Raw genomic sequence first — 24,558 nt, 5'->3', positions numbered from 1 at the left:
GGGGCCCGGTCCGGCGATGAGTTCCGGGGCGGCGGGGGGTCTGAATCCCGACAGCAGCACGGACCGCTCGCCTCAGGAGACCGCCATGGCCGAAACCACCGCTTCCCCCGCCGCCACCGTCCCGGCCCGCGCGCGCGGCCTCCGGGTAGCCCTGCGCGTCGTGCAGGTGCTCCTCGCGTTGTTCTTCGCCGTCGCGAGCGCCCTGCCCAAGCTGATCGCGCACTCCTCGGCGGCCGACACCTTCGCCGAGATGGGCTGGGGCGACGCGGGCATGTACGCGATCGGTGTGCTCGAGCTGACGGGAGCGGTCGCCCTGCTCGTCCCGGTGCTGCAGTCGGTGGCGGCGACGGCGCTGAGCGCGCTGATGGTGGGCGCGTTCGTCGTCCAGCTCACCTATTTCGACGGTGCGAACGCGGCGACACCGCTGATCCTGATGGTGCCGCTCCTGATCGTCGCCCGGGCCCGCCGCGGGCACAACGAGGAGCTGCGCCGACTGCTGCGCGCCCGGGTCCGACGTGGCTGACCGGGCGTGACCCGTGCACCTGACCGGGCGTGCCCGGTGCACGGACGGCTCAGGGCCCGGTCCCGGCGTCCCTCCGGGAGCTGCTCAGGCCCTCCAGCCCGCGCAGCCGGTCCATCTCGCGGCGGTCGCGCTTGGTCGGGCGGCCTGCGCCGCGGTCCCGGATGCCGGCCGGGGCGACGGCTTCGCGGGGCGGGGGCGGCGGCGAGTTGTCGATGTAGCACTGGACGGCGACCGGGGCACCGACGCGCTTGCGGATCAGCCGTTTCACGACGACGACCCGTTCCCGGCCCTCCTGCCGCAGGCGTACCTCGTCGCCGACGCGGAGCGAGTACGCGGGCTTCACCCGCTCGCCGTTCACCCGGACATGGCCGCCGCGGCAGGCGGTCGCGCCGAGGGAACGGGTCTTGATCAGGCGGACGGCCCAGATCCAGCTGTCCACGCGGACGCTCTCGCCGTTCTGCGGCCCGGCCGCCTCGGCGGCGGCGATCGCCGCCGCCGTCTTCGGGTCCGGTGTCCCGGCCGCGGCAGCGGCGCCGTCCTGCGGGGCGGCCACCGGGCCGCTCCCGCCTTCGTCATGCTCGGAAGCCATGGTTCGACCCTAACCGCCCGGCACGGCGTGGCGGGCCGCAATTTCGGCGGGCCACGACGGCCTTCGCGGACGGGGGAGCACCCAGGGGCTCGCGCGTCCCGCCCGTGCCGGAGAGGGTCTTACGGTGGAGGCATGGACACCGGTGGCCTCCCCGTACTCGACCAGCGCATCGCGGGGTGCCGGGCCTGCCCGCGGCTGGTCGAGTGGCGGGAAGAGGTGGCCCGTACCAAACGGGCCGCCTTCGCCGACTGGACGTACTGGGGGCGGCCCGTGCCCGGCTTCGGCCCGCCGGACGCGCGGCTGCTGATCGTCGGACTGGCGCCCGCGGCCCACGGCGGCAACCGCACCGGCCGGATGTTCACCGGCGACCGCTCCGGCGACGTGCTGTACCAGGCGCTGTACGACGTGGGCCTCGCCTCACAGCCCACCGCCGTCCGCGTGGACGACGGGCTGGAGCTGTACGGCGTGCGCGTCACCTCGCCCGTGCACTGCGCCCCGCCCGCGAACAAGCCCACCCCCGCAGAGCGGGACACCTGCCGTTCCTGGCTCGTCCAGGAGCTGGGGCTGCTGCGGCCGACGCTGCGGGCGGTGGTCGTCCTCGGGGCCTTCGGCTGGCAGGCGGCGCTGCCCGCGTTCGCCGGGGCGGGCTGGACCGTACCCCGCCCCCGTCCGGCCTTCGCCCACGGCGCGCGGGTGACGCTGGACGCCGCCGACGGGCCCGGCCTGCACCTCTTCGGCTGCTTCCACGTCAGCCAGCGCAACACCTTCACCGGCCGGCTCACCCCCGAGATGCTGCGCGAGGTGCTGCGCACGGCGGCGGACACGGCGGGGCTGCCCACCCGGTGAGGCTCGCCCCGCAAAATGGGGATGATCGCCAGGGGCAGCCCCGCTACGGTGCTCCGATGGGCCTGTATCCGGAGATCGAACCGTACGACCACGGCATGCTCGACGTCGGGGACGGCAACCACGTCTACTGGGAGACCTGCGGGAACCCGCACGGCAAGCCCGCGGTGGTGCTGCACGGCGGACCCGGCAGCCGGGCGAGTCCGGGACACCGGCGCTACTTCGACCCAGCCGCCTACCGGATCGTCCTCCTCGACCAGCGCGGCGCCGGGCGTTCGCTGCCCCGCGCGAGCGCCCCCGACACCGACATGAGCGTCAACACGACCGACCACCTCATGGCGGACCTGGAGCGGCTGCGGGCCCACCTGGGCATCGAGCGCTGGCTGGTGTGGGGCGTGTCCTGGGGCTCGGTCCTGGGCCTGCGGTACGCGCAGACGCATCCCGGCGTGGTGACCGAGCTGGTGCTGACCGGGGTCGCCACCGGCTCCAACGCCGAAGTGGCCCTCCTGACGCGAGGGTTGGGGAAGATCTTCCCCGAGGCCCACGAGCGGTTCCTCGCCGAGCTGCCCCCGGACGCCCGCGACGGGAACCTGCCCGCCGCCTGCAACCGCCTGCTGGAGTCCCCGGACCCGGCGGTCCGCGAGCGGGCCGCGCGTGCCTGGACCGACTGGGAGACGGCGACCATCCCCGCGCCGCCCGGCTCGGTCGCCCGCTACGCGGACCCGGACTTCCGCATGGGCTTCGCCCGTACCGTCACGCACTACTGGGGCAACGACCACTTCCTCGGCGACGGCAACGACGAGGGCGTGGTCCTCAGGGACGCGCATCTGCTGAAGGGAATCCCCGGCACCCTGGTCCAGGGCAGCCTCGACTTCGGCAACCTCCTCGGCATCGTCTGGCGGCTCCACCACGCCTGGCCCGACAGCGACCTGGTGATCGTGGACGAGGCCGGACACGACGCCGGGGCGATCGGCGACGAGGCCCTGCTGGCGGCGACGGACAAGTACGCCCGCGGTCACACCGCGGAATGACGGATCAAGGCCGCCACTCGTAGCGCACGTCCGGTTCCCGCTCCTCGTTCCGGTCGCCGTCCGTCCACTCCACGGCCCGGAACCCGTGCCGCTCGTAGAAGCGCCGCGCGGGCGCGTTGACCTGGAAGGTCCACAGCGACAGCCCGTCCGGCCGGCGCTCCTTGGCCAGGGCGGCGAACCGGTCCCCGAGTCCGCAGCCGCGCCGCTCGGGGGAGAGGTACAGCTGCGACAGCTCCTCGCCCTCGAGCACCATCACACCGGCCACCGCGCCGTCGGCCCCCTCCGCCACCCAGGTCTCGTGGCGCTCCACCACCACGTGCCGGAAGTACGCACGGACCTCGGAGTCGGAGCGGGGCCGGACCACGGTCGGCAGCGCGGCGGCGAAGGAGCGCGGCCAGACGTCGGCCGCCGCACGCGCGTCGACGGCCCGGGCGCGCCGCAGGACCACGGTCCCGGTACCCGACTCGGCACCCGGCTCCCGGCTCACGGGTGGCTCGTCTCCGGCACGACCGCGGTCGCGGTGATCTCCACCAGCTGTCCCGGGTAGCCGAGGCAGCTCACGCCGAGCAGCGTCGAGGAGTGCGGACCGGTGCTGAGCCCGGACGCCTCGACCACGTCCCAGACGGCGGACAGCGCGGCGGTCTCGGCGCTCACGACGTACACATCGGTCGACAGCACGTGCTCAAGGCCGCTCCCGACGGCACGCAGCTGCTCGGTGAGGTTCGCGAGCACCTGCTCGGCCTGACGGACCGGATCGCCCTCGCCGACCAGCTTCCCCTCCGCGTCGAGCGGGACGGAACCGGCGAGGAACGCGAGCCTGGTCCCGGCCTCGACGACGGAGGCGTGGGAGTAGACGGGCGGCGGGAAGAGGCCGGGCACGGTGACGCGCTGGATCACGTGGACTCCTGGAAGACGGGCGGGCAACCTCCCGATCGTCCGTTCTCCGCCCGCGCCGCGCACCCGAATTTCGCTCGCGGCCCGCACGCCGGCCGCCTAGGCTCCCCGGCGTCGGCCCGTCCCCCGCCCACCCCACCGTCAGGAGCCCCCGCCAGTGCCCACGCCCACCCTCACGGACCAGGCCTTCCTCGACACCGCGGCCGACCGGCTCGCCGCCCTGCCCGCGGTCCGCGCGGTCACCCTCGGCGGCTCCCGGGCACAGGGCACCCACGGACCGGACAGCGACTGGGACCTGGCGGTCTACTACCGGGGCGCCTTCGACCCCGAGGACCTGCGCGCCGTCGGCTGGCCGGGCGAGGTCTCGGAGCTCGGCGCCTGGGGCGGCGGAGTCTTCAACGGGGGCGCCTGGCTGACGATCGACGAACGCCGGGTCGACCTGCACTACCGCGACCTCGACGTGGTGGAGCACGAGATGGCGGAGGCGGAGGCGGGCCGCTTCGGCATCGAGCCGCTGATGTTCCACCTGGCGGGCATCCCGACCTACCTCGTGGTCGCCGAGCTGGCGATCAACAAGGTGCTGCGCGGCGACCCGCCCCGCCCGGCCGCCTACCCGGAGGCCCTGCGCACCACCGCGCCCGAACGCTGGTACGGCACGGCCACCGCCACCCTCGCCTACGCCAAGGCGGGCCACGCCCCCAGGGGAGCCCTCACCCAGGTCGCCGGCGCGCTCGCCCTCGCCACGACCCAGACGGCCCACGCGGTGCTGGCGGCGCGGGGGGAGTGGGTGACGAACGAGAAGGGGCTGGTCCAGCGGGCCGGGCTGGACGGGATCGACGCCCTGCTGGTGGAGTCGACCCCCCGGCCCGACGCCCTGGAACGGTCCGTGACACGGGCCGAGACACTGCTGCGCGAGGCCATGGAGGCCGTCGGCCACTGAGCGCACCGCGGGTGCGGAGTGGCGCTCAACGGCCGTCATCCGCCCGAAACAGGCCCGTTTCCCCGGCTTCGAAAACCCGTCGTACGCTGGACGGCGCACCGCCCAGCCCGGCCACCGTCGCCCGAAGGCTCACCACCGCCTCGCCCGGACGACAGGAGCCCCGCACCCCGTGTTCCGCACCGCCGCCCACGCGCTCCCGCCCTGGCTCGGCCACGCCCTGAACGCCCAGCGCGGCCCCGTGCCCTGGAACGCGGTGGTCCGGGGCGCGCTGGCCGGCGGGCCGCTGCTGCTCGCCGCCCTGGTCGCCGGGCGGGCCTCCCTCGGGGTGGTCGCCGCGATCGCCGCCATGCTGGCCGGCATCAACGACCGGCCGGGCAGTCGCCGTACCTCCGTGCGGCGGATCGGCGTACCCGCGCTCGCGGGGGCGCTCGGGCTGCTCGTCGGGACGTACGCCGGGCAGCACCTCGGGGCCGTGGCGCTGACCCTGGTGCTGACCGGGCTCGGACTGGTCGCCGGGTGCGTCAGCGCCGTAGGGCCCGTGGCCTCCGGGACGGGGACGCAGCTGCTGGTCACCGCGGCCGTGGGGGCCGGGATGCCGCTGCCCGACCCCGGGTGGCGGAGCGTCCTCGCCTTCCTCGCCGGTGCCGGATGGCTGCTCCTGCTGCGGCTGGTCCTGCCCACACCCACCTCCCTCACCGGCGACCTCCGTCTCGGCTTCCGCTTCGACGGGGAGCGGGCGGCCGTCGCCGACGTCTACGAGGCCGTCGCCGCGCTCCTCGACGCGGTCGGCACGGAGCACGCCGTGGCCCGACGGGCCGCGCTCACCGCCGCCCTCGACCACGCGCAGGACGCGCTCGCCGGACCCCGGCTGCGGCGCCGCGCCTCCACCGCCGCCGAACGGCGACTGCACGCCCAGTACGCCGCCGCGCTGCCCCTCGGCGAGGCCGCGACCGCGCTCGCGTGGGCGGAGCAGGCGGTGCCCGCCCGGGCCGGCGAAGGCCCGCGGCGGCTCGCCGCGGCCGTCCGCCGCAACACCCACGCCGGGCCGCTGCCCGCCCCCAGCCGGACCGATCCCGCCCTGCGCGCCCTGGACGACGCCCTGCTGCACGCGGCGCAGGCCTTCGACCGGGGCAGGGGCCCCGACCTGCACGTCCGGAGGCGATCACCCCGCTCGGTGGCGCGGGCGGTGCTCGGCGCGGGCGGGCGGGAGTACGGGCTGCGGGTCGGGCTGTGCTTCGGCGCCAGTGCCGCCGTCGCGCAGGCGTTGCACCAAGGTCACTGGTACGGCTCCCACCAGCACTGGTACTGGCTGCCCGCCACCGCGGTCTTCCTCGTCAAGCCCGACCTCGGCCCGCTGGTGTCGCGGGTGCTGTGCCGGGCGGCCGGGACGGTGCTCGGGGCGCTGCTGTTCGCCGGGTTCGCGGCCGTGCTGCCCCGGCCCGAGGGGCTGGTCGTCCTCGTCGCGGTCTGCGGTGCCCTGGTGCCGGTCGCCGCGCGGCACTTCGCCGCCCAGACCACTGTCGTCACCGTTCTCGTCCTCGCCCTGGTCATGGTCGGCGGCGAACCGCAGGCCTCCGCGGGCCGTATCGGGGAGACGCTGCTGGCCTGCGCGATCGTGCTGGTGGCCGGGCACCTGCCGATGCCGGGACAGCGGGGCGCCGGCATCCGGGCGGGCGTCGACGCCGCCGACGCCGCCGCGCACGCCTACCTCACGCACGTACTGAGCGAGTCCGACGACCGTGCCGCCCGGTGGACGCTGCGCCGGGAGGCCTACCGCACGCTCGCCGAGGCCCGCGCCGCCATCGCGCGTGGCGCCGCCGAACTGCCCGCCCTCGCCCGGCACTCCGAGGGCACCGACGAGGTCGCGGCGGTCCTCGAACGGCTCGTCGACACCACCACCGCCTGCGCCGTGCACCTCGACGACACCGGGCGGCTCACACCCCGACACACCGAACGGCTCGCCGCGCTGCGGGACGAACTCGCCGAGAGGCGCGGACGCGTGGGACGGCACCGTACGTTGGCGTGATGACGCCTCCTTCACCCGCGCCCGCCGAGCCCGCCGCGCCCGCCGATCTCGTCATCACCGGCTGCACCGTCCTCGTGCACGACGACCGCGAACGGATCGGCTTCGAGCAGGACGCGGCCGTCGTCGTCCGCGACGGGGTCGTCGAGTCCGTGACGACCGCCGCGGCCGGGGCCGCCGTGCCCGCCGCCGACCGCATCGACGCACGCGGTCAGGTCGCCCTCCCCGGACTGGTCAACTGCCACACGCACGCGCCGATGGTCGCCCTGCGCGGCCTCGCCGAGGACCTGCCCACCGAGGAATGGTTCAACGACGTCGTCTGGCCCGTCGAGTCCAACCTCACGGTGCGGGACGTCATCCTGGGCGCCCGGCTGGCCTGCGCCGAGATGATCCGCGCGGGCGTCACGACCTTCGCGGACAGCTACTTCCACATGGACGCCGTGGCCGCGGTCGTCGACCAGTGCGGGATGCGGGCGCAGTTGGGGCAGGCGTACTTCTCCTCGCAGGGGCCGGAAGGACGGGAGGCGTCGCTGGAGTTCGCGCTGCGCCGCCGCGACTCCGCCGGCGGCCGGATCACCACCGCCCTCGCCCCGCACGCCCCCTACACGGTGACCGACGCCGACCTCGGCGCGACCGCTGAACTCGCCCGCGAGCACGGCCTGTCCGTGCACATCCACGCCGCCGAGAACCGCGACCAGACCGACACGAGCCTGGCCCGGCACGGGGTCACCCCCATCGGGGTCCTGGAACGCACCGGCGTCCTCGACACCGACGTGCTCATCGCCCACGGCACCGGCATCACCGAGGACGACCTGCCGCTCCTCGCGCGCGCGGGCGGCCGTACGGCGGTGGCGACCGCGCCCCGCGGCTACCTCAAGTTCGCCTGGCCCGGCACCACACCGGTGCGCGCGCTGCGGGACATCGGCGTCCCCGTGGGGCTCGCCACGGACGGGGCCGCGTCCAACAACTCCCTCGACGTGTGGGAGTCGATGGCGCTCACCTCCCTCATCCAGAAGTCCACCGAGGGCGACCCGCGCTGGCTGACCTCCCGCCAGGCCCTCCACCACGCCACCGTGCAGAGCGCCCGGGCGGTCGGCCTCGGGGACGCCGTGGGCCGCATCGCGCCGGGGCGGCGGGCGGACCTGATCCTCGTCGACCTCACCGGACCGCACACCCAGCCCGTGCACGACCTCGCCGCCACCCTGGTGCACAGCGCGCGCTCCGCCGACGTGCGCACGACCGTCGTCGACGGACGCGTCCTCATGCGGGACCGCGAACTGCTCACCGTGGACGTGCCCGAGGTGGTCCGGGAACTGGGGGAGCGGCTGCCCGCCCTGACCGACCGCGGGCACGGCCGGCGCATCCAGGAGTACGACACCTGAAAGGCCTGTTCAGAGACTGTTCAGCGACCTGTTGAAAAGAATCTTGCCGGGCAGCGATGAGTTCCGCTCCGCCCTTCGGTCACCACCCGGACGGCCCGACCCGTTCCGGACCGTCGGCCGTCGGACCGGAACACGACGCGCGAAGCACGTCGCACAGGAGGCTGGAGCCATGTCGCTGCCCGAGATCGTCACCCGCGCGGACTGGCGCGCGGCGCGTGAGGCCTTACTGGCCAAGGAGAAGGCGGCCACCCGCGCGCGTGACGCCCTCAACGCCGAGCGGCGCGGGCTGCCCATGGTGGAGGTCGACAAGGAGTACGTGTTCGAGGGCGGCGACGGCAAGGCCACCCTGCTCGACCTCTTCGAGGGCCGGGAGCAGCTCGTCGTCCAGCACTTCATGTTCGCGCCCGAGTGGGACGCCGGCTGCCGCAGCTGCTCGGCGTTCCTGGACCAGATCGGCCACCTCGCGCACCTCAGGGCCCGCGGTACGTCCTTCGCGGCGGTCTCCCGGGCGCCGTATCCGAGGATCCTGCCGTTCAAGGCGCGGATGGGCTGGACACTGCCCTGGTACTCGTCGTACGTCAGCGACTTCAACACCGACTTCGAGGCGACCCTGGAGCACGAGGGCGAGCTGGTCGAGCGGCCGGGGCTCAGCTGCTTCCTGCGGGACCGCGAGCGGGTCTTCCACACCTACTCGACGTACGAGCGCGGCCTCGACGGGCTCGGTTCCACCACCAGCCTGCTCGACCTGACCGCGCTCGGCCGGCGGGAGCCGTGGGAGAAACCGGAGGGGCGCGCGTCGGCTCTCGGTGCGCCCGCGGGCAGTGGGAGAGTGCGCTATCACGACGAGTACGAGGACTGAGACGCTCGGTTGCGAAAACGGCCGGACGGCTGAGGCGCCGCTCACACTTTGCGGTGAACGGGTGTCAACTATGTCTCAGTACCATCACCGGGCGAGGCGTCCGCTCCATGGTTGGCGTTTAACTCTACGAGTACAGCGCTACATGGAGGTGCGGAGTGAACGGGCGAACGGTGCTCGAACGCTTTCCCGCCGGTGGACCGCGGGGATCCTGGCCGGCGGAGGAGTTCGCACAGGCGCGGCGTCTGGAAGGTATGCCCGCCGAGGTCGTGATGGACCTCGCGACGGACATGTTCCTGGTCGTCGTGCGCCGCGACACCGCGGGTGACGCGGCGGCCTGACGCGCCGCCGCCCGGCTCCTACGCGCTCACCGTCCGCGACCAGGTGGGCGTCGTGTTCGTCAGCCGGCACAGGGCCAGGTACAGCGGGATCGGCGGCGTGTAGGGAACCGTGCCGTCCGAGCGGTGGATGAGGGCGGGCAGGCTCGTGGAGCCCGGTACGACCGCACCGGTCGCGTAACGCGCGGGGGCGGGCCACTCCAGCGCGTAGTCGGAGTCGGACGGAACGATCCACCACCAGTGCGTCTCATCGGCGTAGACGCACCCCACGCGCGGCAGCCGGGGCAGCACCTGCTGGCCGAGGCGGGCGGGAACCGCCACCGCGTCGCAGCCCAGCGGCGCCGTCATACCGTCCGGCACGGGCAGTCTCCGAGGTGTTCCGGTGGTGTGCCGTCCGCGCTGGAGGCGGACCATCGTGTCCAGACCGAGCGGTCGGACGCCGGACGCGGCCCTCATAGCCATTCGGTCCCCGTTCCACGGAGTGTTTCCCGGCCCTTGCGGATCTCTGTGGTCCCCCGGGGCTCTGTGGTCCCCCGGGCCTCGCGCGGCCGGTGGTCTTCCCGACGGCGGGACTCGGCCTCGCTCTCGTCCCCCGTGTCATCCGTGGGGGTGGGTTTCGGGCGGGCGCCCCAGCCCAGGTCGTTGTGGGGCTCCGCGGGGTCGCGAGGTTCGTCGGCCTTGCGCGGCAGCTCCGCCCAGACCAGCAGTCCGGGACCGTGCTCGTGGGCTCCCCAGGCCTCGCACAGGGCGTCGACGAGGATCAGGCCCCTGCCGTGCTCGTCCTCGGGCTGCTGATCGGCCGAGGGGTGGGGCTGGCCCGGGGCGCAGCCCTCGTCGCGCACGGCTATGCGGACCAGGTCGTCGGCGTCGTGCAGCTCGCACACTATGTGTCTGCTCGCCGTGTGCACGATCGCGTTGGTCACCAGTTCGGAGACCACCAGGGCCGCGGTGTCACAGGTGTCCTCGCACACGGCCCAGCCGCTCAGCCGGGCCCGTGTCAGGCGTCTGGCCTGTGAGGGAGAACCCGGATGAGCGGCCAGCTCGAAACGGAACCGGCGCTCGGCGGCGGCGGCTCCCGAAGCGCCGGCTCCCATGGCGGCACCGAGGCCCAGGGAGCCCGCGGCGGCGTCTGTTCCTAAGGGCGCGGACGGAATCACGCTTGCCACTATCGCCCCGCCGTGAACACTTGGCAAGTGTCACTCTGAAAAATGCAGAGTGCTGTGTGACGTTCTGGACGGCCGTGGCACACTGCTCGCAACAGCACGTCGAGCGGCGCCACTTCAGGCCGTACGAGGACCTCGCCAGGTTTTCGAACGGATCTTCGAATGGCGCCGCCGGGCTGTCCGCACCAGGACACGCCGGGCCTCGCCGAGGCTGTCTGTACGGGAAACAGGGACGCAAGGACTCTGGCACGCAGGGAATCTTTCGGGACTCTTCAGGAGGTGGGCGGTGAGCGAGCCGCGGTCCGCGCCGACGGTCGGCCAGGTCGTACTCGGCCGGCGCCTGCTGGACCTGCGGGAACGTGCCGGTCTCAAGCGCGAGGAAGCCGCCCGCATCCTGCGCGTCGCCCCCGCCACGGTCCGCCGCATGGAGATGGCCGAGGTCGCCCTCAAGATCCCGTACCTCCAGCTCCTGCTGAAGGCCTACGGCGTCGGCGACGAGGAGGCCGACGCCTTCGTCCAGCTGGCCGAGGACGCCAACAAACCGGGGTGGTGGCAGCGCTTCCACGACATCCTCCCCGGCTGGTTCTCGCTGTACGTCAGCCTGGAGGGCGCGGCCTCCCTGATCCGTGCCTACGAGCCCCACTTCGTCCCCGGGGTGCTGCAGACCGAGGACTACGCACGCGGTGTGCTGCGCTCGGGCGCCATCGGGCAGACCCGGCCCGACGACATCGAGCGCCACGTCGACCTGCGCATGCAACGCCAGGAACTGCTCACCCGTAAGGACGCACCCCGGCTGTGGGTCGTGATGGACGAAACCGCGCTGCGCCGCCCCGTCGGGGGGCCGGAGGTGATGCGTGCCCAGATCGACCGGCTGCTCGAGGCCACGAAGCTGCCCAACGTGACGCTGCAGATCGCTCCGTTCTCGAGCGGGCCGCACCCCGGCACGTACGGGCCCTTCGTGCTGTTCCGATTCGCCATGCCGGAACTGCCGGACATGGTCTACAGCGAGTACCTGACCGGCGCCGTCTATCTCGACGCGCGCGCCGAGGTGGCGACCCACCTCGAGGTCATGGACCGCATGGCGGCGCAGGCCGCCACGGCACATCGCACGAAGGAGATCCTCCGGGATCTCCGCAAGGAGCTGTGAATGAATCGCATCAAGCCCCAGCGCTCGCCACTCAACCGCGCCGAGCGGATCTACAACGGCATGCCCGCCCGTGACCTGGGCAGCGAGGGCTGGCACAAGCCGTGGAGCGGAGGCAACGGAGGCAACTGCCTGGAGGCCATGAAGCTCGCCGACGGCCGGATCGCGGTGCGGCAGTCCACCGACCCGGACGGGCCGGCGCTGATCTACACCTCGGCCGAGATGACAGCCTTCATCGAGGGAGCGAAGGCGGGAGAGGCGGACTTCCTTCTGTCCTGAAACGTGCACCCCCTTTGATTGTTGTTTTTAAGCTGTTTGGCACTGATTTTTGATCACCGTTCCGATCGCGCCCCGCGCGGATGCACCCCGGTCAGGCCGTCATCGGCCGGTCGTACGGGCTGACCGGGGCCGGCAGCCGGGTGCTGCCGCCGGACAGGTGGCGGTCGACGGCCGCCGCCACCGCCCGCCCCTCCGCGATCGCCCAGACGACGAGTGACTGCCCGCGCCCCGCGTCCCCGGCGGCGAACACCCCCGGGACATTGGTCGCGAAGCCCCCGTCCCGGGCGATCGTGCCACGGGGCTCCATGTCCAGTCCCAGTCCGTCGACGAGCCCGTCCCGCCGGTCGGGCCCCGAGAAGCCGAGGGCGAGGAGGACCAGGTCCGCGGGGAGCGACCGCTCGCTGCCGGGCAGCGGACGGCGCCCGGCGTCCACCCCGACCAGGTGCAGCGCACGCACATGCCCCCGCCCGTCGCCGGTGAAGCGGAGCGTGGACGCCGCGAACAGCCGCGCGTCCGCGTCCGCCGCCGGCGCGGACCGCAGGTCGCGTGCCTCCTCGTGCGCCGCCGACAGCCGGTACAGGCGCGGATAGGTCGGCCAGGGATCGGCCTGCTCGTCGCGCTCCGCACCCGGCTGCGCGTAGATGTCCAGCTGCGTCACGGACGCAGCCCGCTCCCGCACCGCCGTACCGAGACAGTCCGCGCCCGTGTCGCCACCACCGACGATGACCACGTGCCGCCCGGCGGCGGACAGCGGGGAGCACTCGAGGTCGCCCTCGCACACCCGGTTGGCCAGCGGCAGGTACTCCATCGCCTGATGCACGCCCGCCAGCTCCCGGCCGGGCACGGTCAGCTCGCGCCACGCCGTCGCCCCGGTGGCGATCACCACCGCGTCGTAGCGAGCCCGCAGCCCGGCGGCGTCCACGTCCCGTCCGACCGCCGTCGACGTACGGAACCGCGTCCCCTCCGCCCGCATCTGGCCGACGCGCCGCTCCAGGTGCCGCTTCTCCATCTTGAACTCCGGGATCCCGTACCGCAGCAGCCCGCCGATCCGGTCGTCCCGCTCGTACACCGCGACCGTGTGCCCGGCCCGGGTCAACTGCTGCGCCGCAGCGAGACCCGTCGGTCCCGAACCGATCACCGCCACCGTCCTCCCCGACAGCCGCTCCGGCGGCCGGGGCGGGACGAAGCCCTCCTCCCAGGCCACGTCCGCGATCGCGCACTCGACGTTCTTGATGGTGACGGCGGGCTGGTTGATGGCGAGCACACAGCCCGCCTCGCACGGCGCCGGGCACAACCGGCCGGTGAACTCCGGGAAGTTGTTCGTGGCGTGCAGCCGCTCGCCCGCCGCCCGCCAGTCCGACCGGGAGACCAGGTCGTTCCACTCCGGGATCAGGTTGCCCAGCGGACAGGCCTCGTGGCAGAAGGGGACACCGCAGTCCATGCACCGGTCGGCCTGCCGGCCGACGATCGGCAGCAGCGCTCCCGGGACATACACCTCGTCCCAGTCCCGGACCCGCTCTCCGGCCGGTCTGCGGGGCCACTCCTCGCGGGGCGTCGTCAGAAAACCCTTGGGATCGGCCATGGCCGTCTTCCTTGCGTGCGCGGTGGCTGGCCGTGCGCCTGGGTGCGGCGCTCTCGCGCTCCACGATACGACCGGTCCGCTCCGCGCGCAGAGCGCCGGACGGCCCCTCACCCGGGCCGGACCACGCCCGGTCGGTGCGCAGCCCGAGCCGCGGCCGGCTCAGGCGAGGGCCAGCACATACGCCACCGCCGCGGCGGCCGAGGCAACCCCACGCACGTGGTTCCAGGCCGTCCATTCCCGCACATAGGCCGGCCAGCGCTCGGCCGCCTCCGCGGAGCCCGGCTCCAGCCGGAGCAGCGCGGCGTTGCGCGGCACGTTGGCCGCCACGGTCACTCCGAACGACCCGACCAGGTACAGCCCGCTGCCCAGCAGCAGCTCCACCGCCGCCTCCTCCGGCCACAGCACCAGTGTGACCACGGCGATCACCGCGGTCAGCACCGCCGTCCCGAGGAACACGGACATGAAGGCCGGCCGCACCGCGGCCGTGTTGATCGCGTTCATCGCGGCGACCCCCCGGGCGGGCGGCAGCGCGGCGAGCCCCCGCATGACGAAGGTGGAGAAGGCACAGAAGACACCAGCGGTCACACCGGTCCCGAGCGCGCCCAGTACCGTCAGTACGAAGTACGGTCCCTCGCCCATGTCGCGTCAACTCCCACCCGTCGAGTAACTGTCGGTCCGGTGCACGCCCTCCCGGCGCCACCGCCCGTCGATCACCCCAAGTCAACCGCCGCACCGGCACGGTGACCATGGCCCAGCGCCGCGGGCCCATGCGCGAGCGTCCAGGAGGGCGAGGCGCTGTCCGGCGCGGCAACCGTCGTGTCGACCGACACGGAAGCTGACGCATCATGGGCGGGTGCGACTGGAAGCGATCACCTGGGACCGGCTCGGCGACCGGCTCGCCGAGCGACTGCTCGACCTGGAGCCCACCGACGGCGGTGCCTGGACGCGCGTCGCCCTCGACGGCGCCCCCGCCGCCCGCCCCGGCGACCTCGCCGAACGGGTCGGTGAGGCGTTGCGGGTGCGCGGACGCCCCTCCCTCGTCGTCGGAACGGAGGGCTTCCTGCGACCCGCCTCGCTCCGTCTGGAGTACGGGCACCAGGACGCCGAGTCCTACTACAACGGCTGGTACGACACCGGTGCCCTGTGGCGCGAGGTCTTCGACCCCGTCTCTCCCGGCGGCGACGGGCGGGTCCTGCCCGACCTGTGGGACCCGGTCACCGACCGAGCCACCCGCAGCCCCTACGCCCGACTCCCTCCCGGCGGTGCGCTGCTGCTCCACGGTCCCTTTCTGCTCCGTCACTGGTTCCCCCTCGATCTGAGCGTCCATCTCGTCCTCACTCCGGGCGCCCTGCGTCGCCGCACCCCCGAGACCGAGCAGTGGACCCTGCCCGCCTTCGAGCGCTACGACGAGGAGACCGACCCGTCGGGCACCGCCGACGTCCTGGTACGCGCCGACGATCCACGGCATCCCGCCTGGAGTGGCTGAACTGGCTGGCCGACCTGGAGCGGCCGCCCCCTCAGAGCCAGCCGTTGCGCCGGAAGCCCCGGTGCAGCGCCAGGCAGGCGACGGCTATCACGCCGATGACGAGGCCGTAGCCGTACCGCCAGCCCAGTTCCGGCATGTGGTCGAAGTTCATGCCGTACACGCCGCAGACCATCGTGGGCACCGCGACGATGGCGGCCCAGGCCGTGATCTTCCGCATGTCCTCGTTCTGCGCGACCGTCACGCGGGCCAGGTGTGCCTGGAGGATGGAGTTGAGGAGTTCGTCGAACGCCGCGATCTGCTCGGTGGCCCGCAGCAGATGATCGGCGACGTCGCGGAAGTAGGCCTGTATCTCCGGCTCGACCACCCGGAACGGGCGGGTGGCCAGCTCCTCCAGCGGCCGGCCGAGCGGCACCACGGCCCGTCGCAGCTCCAGGAGTTCACGCTTGAGCTGGTAGATGCGCCCCGGGTCGACCCGCGCGCCGTTCTCCGCGAACACCTCCGTCTCGACGTGGTCGATGTCCTCCTGGACCGACTCGATGACGCTCAGGAAGTCGTCCACCACATGGTCCGCGATCGCGTGCAGCACCGCCGACGGTCCCTTGGCGAGCTGGGCCGGATCGGACTCCAGCCCTTCGCGCAGCGGTCCCAGCGAGCCGTGCCGCCCGTGCCGCACGGTGATCACGAAGTCCGGCCCGGCGAACACCATGATCTCGCCGGTGCTCACCACCTCGCTCGTCGCCGTCAGTTCCTCGTGCTCCACGTAGCAGACCGTCTTGAACACGGCGAAGAGCGTCTCTCCGTACCGCTCCACCTTGGGCCGCTGGTGGGCCTCGATCGCGTCCTCGACCGCCAGCGGATGCAGCTCGAAGAGCTCTGCGACACCCGCGAACTCCTGGTCCGTCGGCTCGTGCAGACCGAGCCACACGAAACCCGCCCCGCGCCTGCGCATTCGCGCCACGACATCGACCGGATCGCCGGCCTCGGGCATGCGGACACCGTCCCGGTAGGTCACGCAGTTCACCACCGAGGAGCCCAGCGGGGAACGCGCGGGGTGACTGAGGTCCACCCGCGGCCGTCGCCGGGCCAGCCGTGCCACCTTCCGCAGGCCGCCGACCCCGCCCAGCCCCGTGACCTTCCGCAGATTGCCCGCCATCGTCATCCGAGTCTCCCCGCGTATGTCCCCTCGCGCTGTGCTTCCCGCGCCCTGGCAGGTCAGTTTGCCAGGCCGGCGGAGACGGCGAACGGGCCTGTGGAAACGGGGGATTCCGCTTTGTTCCCGCCTGTGGACGGACCGCTCGGGCCCGCATGCCTCGTCCCGAACCGCCCGGCCGTCGCGGAGGGGGCCCGCGTGCCGGAGCGTCGCCCCCTTCGGGCAAGCGGGACAACTGGGATGATCGCAGCATGACGCGAACCGACGGATACCTCCTCGACAACGGGCAGTCCGAGGCGGCGGAGCGCTTCGACGCCTTCGCCACGCTCTTCGACCCCACGACGTTCCGGCACCTGGAGGCACTCGGCGTCGGCCCCGGCTGGCGCTGCTGGGAGGTCGGAGCCGGAGGCACATCCGTGGCGTCGTGGCTGGCCAAGCGGGTGGGGCCGACCGGCAGGGTCCTCGCGACGGACATCGACACCTCGCGGGTCGCCCCGGCCGGCCGGCCGCCGGTCGAGGTGCGCGTGCACGACGTGGGGACGGAGGAACCGCCCGGGGAGGGCTTCGACCTGGTCCACGCCCGACTCGTCCTCGTCCATGTCCCGGACCGGGACAGGGCGTTGCGGTCGATGATCAAGGCCCTGCGTCCCGGTGGCCGCCTCCTGGTCGAGGACGCCGACCCGGCACTCCAGCCGCTGCTCTGCCCCGACGAGCACGGACCCGAGCAGGAGCTGGCGAACCGGCTCCGGCACGGCTTCCGCCAACTGCTGTCCGGTCGCGGCGCCGACCTCTCCTACGGCCGCCGACTGCCCCGGCTGCTCCGGGAGGCGGGACTGCGCAGAGTGGAGGCCGACGCCTACTTCCCGGTCACCTCGGCCGCGTGCGCCGCGCTGGAGTCCGCGACGGTACGACAGATCCGTGACCAGCTGGTCGCCGCCCAGGTGGCCACCCACGACGACATCGACCGCCACCTCGCGAACGTCGCGGCCGGCGGCATGGACCTCGCGACGGCGCCGATGATCTCGGCGTGGGGACGCAAGGGGTGACCCCTGAGCCCCGCTAACCGCCGCCCGGTCCCCGGCCGGCCGCTCGTGGCGGTCTCCCGCCCACCCGTTCGACCGCCCGTGCGCCCGCCCGGCACCCGGCGGCCGTGGCCTCCTCGGCCTCCGCGCCCGCGAGCAGTGCGGCGAGGAACGCTCCGGTGAAGGCGTCACCGGCGCCCGTACTGTCCCGCGGTGCCGCCGTGACCGCGGCGACCCGTGCGCCCACGGTGCCGGACCGCGCCACCAGGGCCCCCTTCGCCCCCTGCTTGACGATCACCAGCGGTACGTGCCGGCTGAGCTTCGCCGCCGCGTCCGCCACGTCGGGCAGGCCGGTGAGCAGACACGCCTCGTCACGACTGGGCAGCAGCACGTCCACGCCCTCGACCAGGCCGAGGAAACGGTCGACGCCCAGCGCGGTGAGGAACCCGGCCGACGCCGGGTCCAGACTGACCGGCACCCCACGCGCACGGGCCGCCGCCAGGGCGACCGACACCAGGGCCCGGCCCGGCTCCGAGAAGAGGAGGTAGCCCGAGAGGTGCAGCCGGCCCACGCCGTCGAGCAGCGGGTCCGACCAGTCGCCAGGCCCGATCCGCAACGCCGCCCCGCTGTCCGTGAGGAACGTCCGCTCGGCCGAGTCGGCGGTGTCGACCAGGCAGATCACCGTCCCCGTGGGCGCCGCCGAGTCGACGACGAGGAGCGGACGCACCCCGCACGCCGTCAGCTCCCGTTCGTGCCACGCGGACGCGTCGGTACCCACCCGGCCCAGCAGCCGCACGTCCCCGCACCCCTCGTACGCGGCCCAGCAGGCCACGTTGGCGCCCGCCCCGCCGGGCAGCCGCCGCACCGCGGCGGAGGTGTCCGTGCCCGGGGCCAGCGGGCCCCGATGCCGGGCGACGATGTCGGTGACCACGTCCCCGACTACCAGCAGCGCACCGCCCGGGGCCAGGCTCATGCCGCGGTCCAGGCCGCCGCGATCCGGGCCGCCAGCCGCACGTTCCCCCGTACCGCCGCCAGGTTGGCGTTCAGCGAGGCGCCGTCGGTGAGCCGCACCAGGCGTTCGAGCAGGAACGGCGTGACTGCCTGGCCCGTGACACCCTCCGCCTCGCAGGCGCGCAGCGCGTCGGCGAGCACGCGCGCGTGGAGAGCGGGATCGAGCTGCTCCTCCTCGGGAACGGGGTTGGCGACCACGAGTGCGGACCGCGGCCCGTCCAGCGCTTCCTGCGCCCGCATGACCGCCGCCACCTGCCCCGGGTCGTCCAGTGTCCAGTCCACCGGATGCCCCGAGTCGGACAGGTAGAAGCCGGGGAAGCGGTCCGTCCCGTAACCGGCCACCGCGACCCCCAGCGTCTCCAGCCGCTGCAGGGTCGCCGGGACGTCCAGGATGGACTTCACGCCCGCGCAGACCACCGTGATCCGGGTGCGGGCCAGCAGGCCCAGGTCGGCCGACTCGTCCTGCGTCACCGTCCACTCCCGGTGGACGCCGCCCAGCCCTCCGGTTGCGAACACCCGTACGCCCGCGAGGTCCGCCAGCAGGGCGGTCGCCGACACGGTGGTCGCCCCGCTCGCGCCGGAGGCCACCGCGAGCGGCAGGTCCCGGTGTCCCAGCTTGCGGATGCCGTCCTCGTTGGCGACCCGTTCCAGCTGCTCCTTGTCCAGACCGACATGCGGCCGGCCGTCCAGCACGGCGATCGTCGCCGGTACGGCGCCCTCCCGCCGCACAGCCTCCTCCAGCTCCCGCGCCACCCTCAGATTGCGCGGGCGGGGCAAGCCGTGCGCGATGATCGTGGACTCCAGGGCCACCACGGGGCGACGCGCGTCCATCGCCTCCCGCACCTCTTCCGACACCACCAACATCACGCGCCTGCCTCCTGTCCGACGGTTCTCCTTCGGCTCCGGTCTCCCTCATCCCTGGCGGGTGCGGGACCGGGTCAAACCCCGACGGCGCCGGAACGGGCCTCTTGCGGCCCCCGGAGCCGACCATGAGCCTGGAGCCATGACGGACAACACGACACGTCTCGACCACATCGTCCTCTGGGTGCGCGACCCGGTCGCCGCGGCCGGCTTCTACGAGAAGAACCTGGGCCTCGAGCCCCTGCGGGTCACCGAGTACGCCGCCGGGACCGTGAGCTTCCCCTCCGTGCGCCTCAACGACGAGACCATCCTCGACCTCGCACCGCACGCCATGGCCGACCGCATGCGCATGGTCCCCGGCGCCGACGCCAGCGCCGGGCACCCCGTCAACCACGTCTGCGTGTCCCTGTCCCCGCACGACTTCGACGCCCTGCGCACCCGCCTGGAGGAGCAGTCCGTCCCGGTCTCGGACCTCTCGTACGACTCCTACGGCGCCCGCGGCATGGCCAGGCGAAGCTTCTACTTCGGCGACCCGGACGGCAACATCATCGAGGCCCGGCACTACGAGTAGCCCCGCCCGGCCGCTGTCCGCCCCTCAGAACAGCGGCTCGGGCAGCACACCCTCCAGCGCCAGCAGCCGCCGCTTGGTGTCCACGCCGCCGCCGAATCCGCCGATGCCGCCGTCGCTCTCCACGACCCGGTGGCACGGCACGACGACCGGCAGCGGATTGGCCCCCATGGCCATGCCCACCGCCTGGGCGGCACCCGGCTGCCCCACCCGGCCGGCCAGGTCGCCGTAGCCGACGACCGAGCCGTAGGGGACGCCGGACGCCAGCTCGCGCAGCACCTGCCGGTTGAAGCCCGAGATCAGCGACCAGTCCAACGCCAGCTCGAAGCCGCGCCTCCGGCCCGCGAAGTACGCCTCGACCTGGCGTATCGCCTCGGCCAGCAGCGGGGAGCCGGGCGCCTCGACGGGCTCCGTGCCCAGCCGGGCCGCGAGCCTTTCGAGCGCCCGGTCGCGCGTGGCGTCGGTGGCGTGGAACACGACGTTGACGAGACCGTCGGGGGTGGCGGCGAGCAGCAGCGGACCTATGTCGGTGCCGACGACGGTCCACACGACCTGCTGCTCGTACTGCCCGTGGCTGTCCATGGACCCACCGTACGACCCGCCACTGACAACGCCCGGGTCAGTCCACGGCGTCCCGCACCACGTCGGGCTTGTTGGTGATGATGCCGTCGACGTCGTACCCGGCGACCCGGCGCGCGGTGTCGGCGTCGTTCACCGTCCAGGTGAGGACCTCCAGCGGCCTGCCGTGCGGTCCGGTGAACGCGTGGACCGCGGACACGTAGCTCATGGAGAGGGAGCCGTACGACGGGTTGATCTGGTCGGCGAACTCCGCGTACGCCGGCAGCTCCGACACGGCCGGGGTGCCGAGGAACCCCGTCTTGACGGCGGGCTTGAGGTCGTGGACCGTCCGGATGCTGTCGGCGTCGAAGCTCTGCACGACCAGCCGTCCCGCCACGTGCCGCCGGTCGAGCCAGCCCTCGTTGGCGAGGACCTTGAGGGTCTCCCGTTCGATGCCCGGGTACAGCCCCGGGCTCTTAAGCTCCAGCAGCAGCTTCTGGTGGTGGTGCTCCACGCGGTGCACGTACTGCTCCAGTGTCGGCACGCGCGCGCCCGCGTACTCGGACCCGAACCAGCTCCCCGCGTCCAGCCGCGCGATCTCGGCGGCCGTGAAGTCCTTCACCTTCCAGGGCGCGCGGTCCGGGAAGACCTCCTCCACGTCGGTCGTACGCTCCAGGCTCTCGTCGTGGAGGACGACCAGTTCGCCGTCCCGGGTGCGCTGGACGTCGTTCTCCACCCAGCGGATGCCCAGCTCGGCCGCCCGGTCGACGGCGGCCAGCGTGTTCTCCGGCGCGTACCCGGAAGCACCCCGGTGGGCCACGACCGTGGGCCCGTCGCCCCCCGCCCCGTCCGCTCGCGCGTGCGAGAGCGGAGCCGTGAGGGCGACTCCAAGAAGGGCGGTGGTCGTGACGGCTACTGCGCGCACGTGCATGCGTACTCCTCGCGTCGGACGATCACGGACAGCACCACTGTGACATCAGAGAGTCAACGAAAGGGGGGTGCGGAGTGGCCACAGGCTGAATGGAGTTGCTCAACTACGCTCACGGGGGCGGCACAACTGGGGCGAGACCGTGATTCTTTGCCGGAGAATCGTTCGACCATTCCGGTGGACGCCATACTCTCTGCCTCGACCCTGAATCGTTCGCGCGGTCCTGGGAGGGGGCGCACATCAGGAGAATCCGGGACACCACCGGGGCGTAAGAAGGCGGAAAGGCAGCCGCACATGCACAGCACGGTCCACGGATTCAGCTACGGACTCGTCACACCGCTGGTGGCCTACCTCATGGCCTGTCTCGGCGGCGCCCTCGGTCTGCGCTGCACCGCCAGGGCCATGCTGGTCAGCCGTTCCTGGCGCCCCGGCTGGCTCGCCCTCGGCTCGGCGGCGATCGGCTCCGGCATCTGGACCATGCACTTCGTCGCGATGATGGGCTTCACGATCGAGCACACCCCGATCCGCTACGACTGGCTGATGACCTTCGCCAGCCTGGCCGTCGCCATCGTCATGGTGGGTGTCGGGATCTTCATCGTCGGCTACCGGGGCGCGCGCGGGACCGCCCTGTTCACCGGCGGCACCATCACCGGCCTGGGTATCGCCTCGATGCACTACCTGGGAATGGCCGGTATGCACCTGGACGGACAGCTGACGTACAACACGTTCACCGTCGCCGTGTCCGTCGTCATAGCCATGGCCGCCGCCACCGCCGCCCTGTGGGCGGCCGGACAGGTCCGTGGCTTCCTGTGGAGTGTGGGCGCGGCGCTGATCATGGGACTGGCCGTCACCGGCATGCACTACACGGGAATGGCCGCGGTCGAGGTCCACCTCAGCGGCACGGCCGAACCCTCCGTCGGCGGATCGTCCGCCGAACTGCTCGCCCCCATGCTGATCGGTCCCCTCGCTTTCCTCCTCCTGGCCGGCGTCGTCGTCATGTTCGACCCGCAGATGGTGATGGGAAGGCCCGCCGTGGTCCCCGCCGAGCGGAAGCCGGGCATCCCCGCCCACACCGAGGCCCCGCGCACGATCCGCCACCCGGTACACCACCCCGCCCGCCGCACCCGCCGCCCCCTGGTCCACCGGCGCCCCCGCACCCCGCAGAACCGCTGACCGGGACCCGTTGTCAGTGCGGGGTCGTACGGTGGAACCCATGCGGCCCGTTTCCCAGATCGAACGCACGGTGGCGCCCTTCGAGGTCGTCAGCCCCTACCAGCCGAGCGGCGACCAGCCGACGGCCATCGCCGAGCTGGCCCGGCGCGTCCAGGCAGGCGAGAAGGACGTCGTCCTGCTCGGCGCGACCGGCACCGGCAAGTCCGCCACCACCGCGTGGATGATCGAGAAGCTCCAGCGCCCCACCCTGGTGATGGCGCCGAACAAGACCCTGGCCGCCCAGCTGGCCAACGAGTTCCGCGAGCTGCTGCCCAACAACGCCGTCGAGTACTTCGTCTCGTACTACGACTACTACCAGCCCGAGGCCTACGTCCCCCAGTCGGACACCTACATCGAGAAGGACTCCTCGATCAACGAGGAGGTGGAGCGCCTGCGCCACTCCGCCACCAACTCGCTGCTCACCCGCCGTGACGTCGTCGTGGTCGCCTCCGTGTCCTGCATCTACGGCCTCGGCACCCCGCAGGAGTACGTGGACCGCATGGTCCCGCTGCGCGTCGGCGAGGAGCACGACCGGGACGAGCTGCTGCGCCGCTTCGTCGACATCCAGTACACGCGCAACGACATGGCCTTCGCGCGCGGCACCTTCCGGGTGCGCGGCGACACCATCGAGATCTTCCCGGTCTACGAGGAGCTGGCCGTCCGCATCGAGATGTTCGGCGACGAGATCGAGGCCCTGTCCACGCTCCACCCGGTCACCGGCGAGATCATCAGCGACGACCAGCAGCTGTACGTCTTCCCGGCCTCCCACTACGTCGCCGGGCCCGAGCGCCTGGAGCGTGCGGTCAACGACATCGAGAAGGAGCTGGTCGAGCGCCTGACCGAACTGGAGAAGCAGGGCAAGCTCCTCGAGGCCCAGCGGCTGCGGATGCGCACCACCTACGACATCGAGATGCTCCGCCAGATCGGCTCCTGCTCCGGCGTGGAGAACTACTCGATGCACTTCGACGGCCGCTCACCCGGCTCCCCTCCGAACACCCTGCTCGACTACTTCCCGGACGACTTCCTGCTCGTCATCGACGAGTCGCACGTCACCGTCCCGCAGATCGGCGCCATGTACGAGGGCGACGCCTCCCGCAAGCGAACCCTGGTCGACCACGGCTTCCGGCTGCCCTCCGCCCTCGACAACCGCCCGCTGAAGTGGGAGGAGTTCCAGGAGCGCATCGGCCAGACCGTCTACCTCTCGGCGACCCCGGGCGCCTACGAGCTCTCCCGTTCGGACGGCGCCGTCGAGCAGATCATCCGCCCCACGGGCCTGGTCGACCCGGAAGTCGTCGTCAAGCCCACCGAGGGCCAGATCGACGACCTGGTGCACGAGATCCGCCGGCGGACCGAGAAGGACGAACGCGTCCTGGTCACCACCCTCACCAAGAAGATGGCCGAGGACCTCACCGACTACTTCGTGGAGCTCGGCATCCAGGTCCGCTACCTCCACAGCGACGTCGACACGCTGCGCCGGGTCGAGCTGCTGCGCGAGCTGCGCGCCGGCGAGTACGACGTCCTGGTCGGCATCAACCTGCTGCGCGAGGGCCTCGACCTGCCCGAGGTGTCCCTGGTGGCGATCCTCGACGCCGACAAGGAGGGCTTCCTGCGTTCCGGCACCTCCCTGATCCAGACCATCGGCCGCGCGGCGCGCAACGTCTCCGGCCAGGTCCACATGTACGCGGACAAGATCACGCCGGCGATGGAGAAGGCCATCGACGAGACCAACCGCCGCCGCGAGAAGCAGGTCGCGTTCAACAAGGCGAACGGCGTCGATCCGCAGCCGCTCCGCAAGAAGATCAACGACATCGTGGCGCAGATCGCCCGCGAGGACGTCGACACCGAACAGCTCCTCGGCTCGGGCTACCGCCAGACGAAGGAGGGCAAGGGCGCCAAGGCTCCCGTGCCCGCGCTGGGCGGCCAGAAGACGGGCGGAGCCAAGGCCGCCAGGGGCAGGGCCAAGGAGACGGCGGTGACCGACCGTCCCGCGGCGGAGCTGGCCGAGCAGATCGAGGACCTCACCACCCGGATGCGGGCGGCCGCGGCCGACCTCCAGTTCGAGATCGCGGCCCGGCTGCGCGACGAGGTCTCCGAAATGAAGAAGGAACTGCGCCAGATGCGGGAGGCGGGCCTGGCCTGACGGCCCGTCCGGGCACGCTCTGTGTTGCAAGACCG

General features: G+C 72.8%; 27 protein-coding genes. 15 read left to right on the top strand and 12 right to left on the bottom strand.

Annotated elements, in window-relative coordinates:
• Positions 1 to 85: 85 nt before the first annotated feature.
• On the top strand, positions 86 to 523 hold the full coding sequence (locus tag ACZ7MF_RS33580; RefSeq protein WP_471482013.1) for a DoxX family protein: 438 nt from the start codon (positions 86 to 88) through the stop codon (positions 521 to 523).
• Positions 524 to 572: 49 nt separating this feature from the next.
• Here the strand turns inward: ACZ7MF_RS33580 and ACZ7MF_RS33575 are convergent, their stop codons facing one another.
• The gene (locus tag ACZ7MF_RS33575) at positions 573 to 1,112 is read right to left on the bottom strand and encodes an RNA-binding S4 domain-containing protein (RefSeq protein WP_356864203.1); all 540 of its coding nucleotides are present in this window, start codon (positions 1,110 to 1,112) and stop codon (positions 573 to 575) included.
• A 132-nt stretch (positions 1,113 to 1,244) separates the two neighbouring features.
• Between ACZ7MF_RS33575 and ACZ7MF_RS33570 the strand changes: the two genes are divergently transcribed.
• Positions 1,245 to 1,958, top strand: coding sequence for a uracil-DNA glycosylase (locus ACZ7MF_RS33570; protein WP_471482012.1), 714 nt, complete (start codon positions 1,245 to 1,247; stop codon positions 1,956 to 1,958).
• A 56-nt stretch (positions 1,959 to 2,014) separates the two neighbouring features.
• The gene (gene pip, locus ACZ7MF_RS33565; RefSeq protein ID WP_471482011.1) at positions 2,015 to 2,986 is read left to right on the top strand and encodes a prolyl aminopeptidase; all 972 of its coding nucleotides are present in this window, start codon (positions 2,015 to 2,017) and stop codon (positions 2,984 to 2,986) included.
• A gap of 4 nt (positions 2,987 to 2,990) precedes the next feature.
• Here the strand turns inward: pip and ACZ7MF_RS33560 are convergent, their stop codons facing one another.
• Complete coding sequence (locus ACZ7MF_RS33560) at positions 2,991 to 3,473, bottom strand: GNAT family N-acetyltransferase (protein WP_471482010.1); 483 nt, start codon at positions 3,471 to 3,473, stop codon at positions 2,991 to 2,993.
• Positions 3,470 to 3,883 (bottom strand): RidA family protein, encoded by a 414-nt coding sequence (locus tag ACZ7MF_RS33555; RefSeq protein ID WP_471482009.1) that lies wholly within the window; start codon positions 3,881 to 3,883, stop codon positions 3,470 to 3,472. Before ACZ7MF_RS33555 ends, ACZ7MF_RS33560 begins: the two co-directional genes overlap by 4 nt.
• 154 nt (positions 3,884 to 4,037) lie before the next feature.
• Here ACZ7MF_RS33555 and ACZ7MF_RS33550 point away from each other — a divergent pair, with 154 nt between their 5' ends.
• From ACZ7MF_RS33550 to ACZ7MF_RS33530, 5 genes are all read left to right on the top strand, one after another.
• On the top strand, positions 4,038 to 4,820 hold the full coding sequence (locus ACZ7MF_RS33550) for a nucleotidyltransferase domain-containing protein (protein WP_471482008.1): 783 nt from the start codon (positions 4,038 to 4,040) through the stop codon (positions 4,818 to 4,820).
• A 169-nt stretch (positions 4,821 to 4,989) separates the two neighbouring features.
• Complete coding sequence (locus ACZ7MF_RS33545) at positions 4,990 to 6,846, top strand: FUSC family protein (RefSeq protein ID WP_471482007.1); 1,857 nt, start codon at positions 4,990 to 4,992, stop codon at positions 6,844 to 6,846.
• Entirely contained in the window at positions 6,846 to 8,225 is a 1,380-nt protein-coding gene (locus ACZ7MF_RS33540) for an amidohydrolase (RefSeq protein ID WP_471482006.1), read from the top strand. The genes ACZ7MF_RS33545 and ACZ7MF_RS33540 overlap by 1 nt, the downstream gene beginning before the upstream one ends.
• Positions 8,226 to 8,394: 169 nt before the next feature.
• Positions 8,395 to 9,084, top strand: a complete 690-nt coding sequence (locus ACZ7MF_RS33535) for a DUF899 domain-containing protein (protein ID WP_471482005.1) — start codon at positions 8,395 to 8,397, stop codon at positions 9,082 to 9,084.
• Positions 9,085 to 9,239: 155 nt separating this feature from the next.
• Positions 9,240 to 9,422: a hypothetical protein gene (locus ACZ7MF_RS33530; RefSeq protein WP_003976837.1), complete on the top strand. Its 183-nt coding sequence runs from the start codon at positions 9,240 to 9,242 to the stop codon at positions 9,420 to 9,422.
• Between the two features lie 18 nt (positions 9,423 to 9,440).
• On the opposite strand, the gene ACZ7MF_RS33525 is transcribed toward ACZ7MF_RS33530, so the two are convergent.
• Positions 9,441 to 9,881 (bottom strand): hypothetical protein, encoded by a 441-nt coding sequence (locus ACZ7MF_RS33525; RefSeq protein ID WP_471482004.1) that lies wholly within the window; start codon positions 9,879 to 9,881, stop codon positions 9,441 to 9,443.
• Positions 9,872 to 10,585 (bottom strand): ATP-binding protein, encoded by a 714-nt coding sequence (locus ACZ7MF_RS33520; protein ID WP_471482003.1) that lies wholly within the window; start codon positions 10,583 to 10,585, stop codon positions 9,872 to 9,874. The genes ACZ7MF_RS33525 and ACZ7MF_RS33520 overlap by 10 nt, the downstream gene beginning before the upstream one ends.
• Positions 10,586 to 10,868: 283 nt before the next feature.
• Here ACZ7MF_RS33520 and ACZ7MF_RS33515 point away from each other — a divergent pair, with 283 nt between their 5' ends.
• Both ACZ7MF_RS33515 and ACZ7MF_RS33510 read left to right on the top strand, forming a co-directional pair.
• Entirely contained in the window at positions 10,869 to 11,729 is an 861-nt protein-coding gene (locus tag ACZ7MF_RS33515) for a helix-turn-helix domain-containing protein (protein WP_003976840.1), read from the top strand.
• Complete coding sequence (locus ACZ7MF_RS33510; RefSeq protein ID WP_003976841.1) at positions 11,730 to 12,005, top strand: DUF397 domain-containing protein; 276 nt, start codon at positions 11,730 to 11,732, stop codon at positions 12,003 to 12,005.
• A 91-nt stretch (positions 12,006 to 12,096) separates the two neighbouring features.
• Here the strand turns inward: ACZ7MF_RS33510 and ACZ7MF_RS33505 are convergent, their stop codons facing one another.
• Both ACZ7MF_RS33505 and ACZ7MF_RS33500 read right to left on the bottom strand, forming a co-directional pair.
• Entirely contained in the window at positions 12,097 to 13,587 is a 1,491-nt protein-coding gene (locus ACZ7MF_RS33505; protein ID WP_471482002.1) for a glutamate synthase subunit beta, read from the bottom strand.
• Between the two features lie 159 nt (positions 13,588 to 13,746).
• Entirely contained in the window at positions 13,747 to 14,226 is a 480-nt protein-coding gene (locus ACZ7MF_RS33500) for an anthrone oxygenase family protein (RefSeq protein WP_471482001.1), read from the bottom strand.
• Between the two features lie 214 nt (positions 14,227 to 14,440).
• Here ACZ7MF_RS33500 and ACZ7MF_RS33495 point away from each other — a divergent pair, with 214 nt between their 5' ends.
• Positions 14,441 to 15,073, top strand: a complete 633-nt coding sequence (locus ACZ7MF_RS33495) for a nucleoside/nucleotide kinase family protein (RefSeq protein ID WP_471482000.1) — start codon at positions 14,441 to 14,443, stop codon at positions 15,071 to 15,073.
• A 31-nt stretch (positions 15,074 to 15,104) separates the two neighbouring features.
• Here ACZ7MF_RS33495 and ACZ7MF_RS33490 read toward each other — a convergent pair whose 3' ends face one another.
• A complete protein-coding gene (locus ACZ7MF_RS33490; protein WP_471481999.1) occupies positions 15,105 to 16,232 on the bottom strand; it encodes a magnesium and cobalt transport protein CorA in 1,128 nt (375 codons plus the stop codon).
• Positions 16,233 to 16,474: 242 nt separating this feature from the next.
• Between ACZ7MF_RS33490 and ACZ7MF_RS33485 the strand changes: the two genes are divergently transcribed.
• Complete coding sequence (locus ACZ7MF_RS33485) at positions 16,475 to 17,269, top strand: methyltransferase domain-containing protein (protein ID WP_471481998.1); 795 nt, start codon at positions 16,475 to 16,477, stop codon at positions 17,267 to 17,269.
• Positions 17,270 to 17,282: 13 nt separating this feature from the next.
• On the opposite strand, the gene ACZ7MF_RS33480 is transcribed toward ACZ7MF_RS33485, so the two are convergent.
• Positions 17,283 to 18,218: a carbohydrate kinase family protein gene (locus ACZ7MF_RS33480; protein ID WP_471481997.1), complete on the bottom strand. Its 936-nt coding sequence runs from the start codon at positions 18,216 to 18,218 to the stop codon at positions 17,283 to 17,285.
• Complete coding sequence (locus tag ACZ7MF_RS33475; protein WP_471482334.1) at positions 18,215 to 19,120, bottom strand: pseudouridine-5'-phosphate glycosidase; 906 nt, start codon at positions 19,118 to 19,120, stop codon at positions 18,215 to 18,217. The genes ACZ7MF_RS33480 and ACZ7MF_RS33475 overlap by 4 nt, the downstream gene beginning before the upstream one ends.
• Positions 19,121 to 19,259: 139 nt before the next feature.
• Between ACZ7MF_RS33475 and ACZ7MF_RS33470 the strand changes: the two genes are divergently transcribed.
• A complete protein-coding gene (locus tag ACZ7MF_RS33470; RefSeq protein WP_471481996.1) occupies positions 19,260 to 19,688 on the top strand; it encodes a VOC family protein in 429 nt (142 codons plus the stop codon).
• Between the two features lie 24 nt (positions 19,689 to 19,712).
• Here the strand turns inward: ACZ7MF_RS33470 and ACZ7MF_RS33465 are convergent, their stop codons facing one another.
• The gene (locus ACZ7MF_RS33465; RefSeq protein ID WP_471481995.1) at positions 19,713 to 20,267 is read right to left on the bottom strand and encodes a methylated-DNA--[protein]-cysteine S-methyltransferase; all 555 of its coding nucleotides are present in this window, start codon (positions 20,265 to 20,267) and stop codon (positions 19,713 to 19,715) included.
• Positions 20,268 to 20,304: 37 nt separating this feature from the next.
• Positions 20,305 to 21,174 carry a glycerophosphodiester phosphodiesterase gene (locus ACZ7MF_RS33460; protein WP_471481994.1) on the bottom strand — a complete coding sequence of 290 codons (870 nt, stop codon included), beginning with the start codon at positions 21,172 to 21,174 and terminating at the stop codon, positions 20,305 to 20,307.
• A 291-nt stretch (positions 21,175 to 21,465) separates the two neighbouring features.
• Between ACZ7MF_RS33460 and ACZ7MF_RS33455 the strand changes: the two genes are divergently transcribed.
• Positions 21,466 to 22,344 carry an MHYT domain-containing protein gene (locus tag ACZ7MF_RS33455; protein WP_471481993.1) on the top strand — a complete coding sequence of 293 codons (879 nt, stop codon included), beginning with the start codon at positions 21,466 to 21,468 and terminating at the stop codon, positions 22,342 to 22,344.
• Positions 22,345 to 22,384: 40 nt separating this feature from the next.
• On the top strand, positions 22,385 to 24,523 hold the full coding sequence (gene uvrB, locus ACZ7MF_RS33450; protein WP_471481992.1) for an excinuclease ABC subunit UvrB: 2,139 nt from the start codon (positions 22,385 to 22,387) through the stop codon (positions 24,521 to 24,523).
• The last annotated feature ends 35 nt before the right edge of the window (positions 24,524 to 24,558 follow it).

Source organism: Streptomyces sp. NPDC111628 (genome assembly GCF_055635195.1).
Note: the sequence above shows the minus strand (reverse complement) of the source record. Positions and strands in the feature narration are given on the sequence as shown.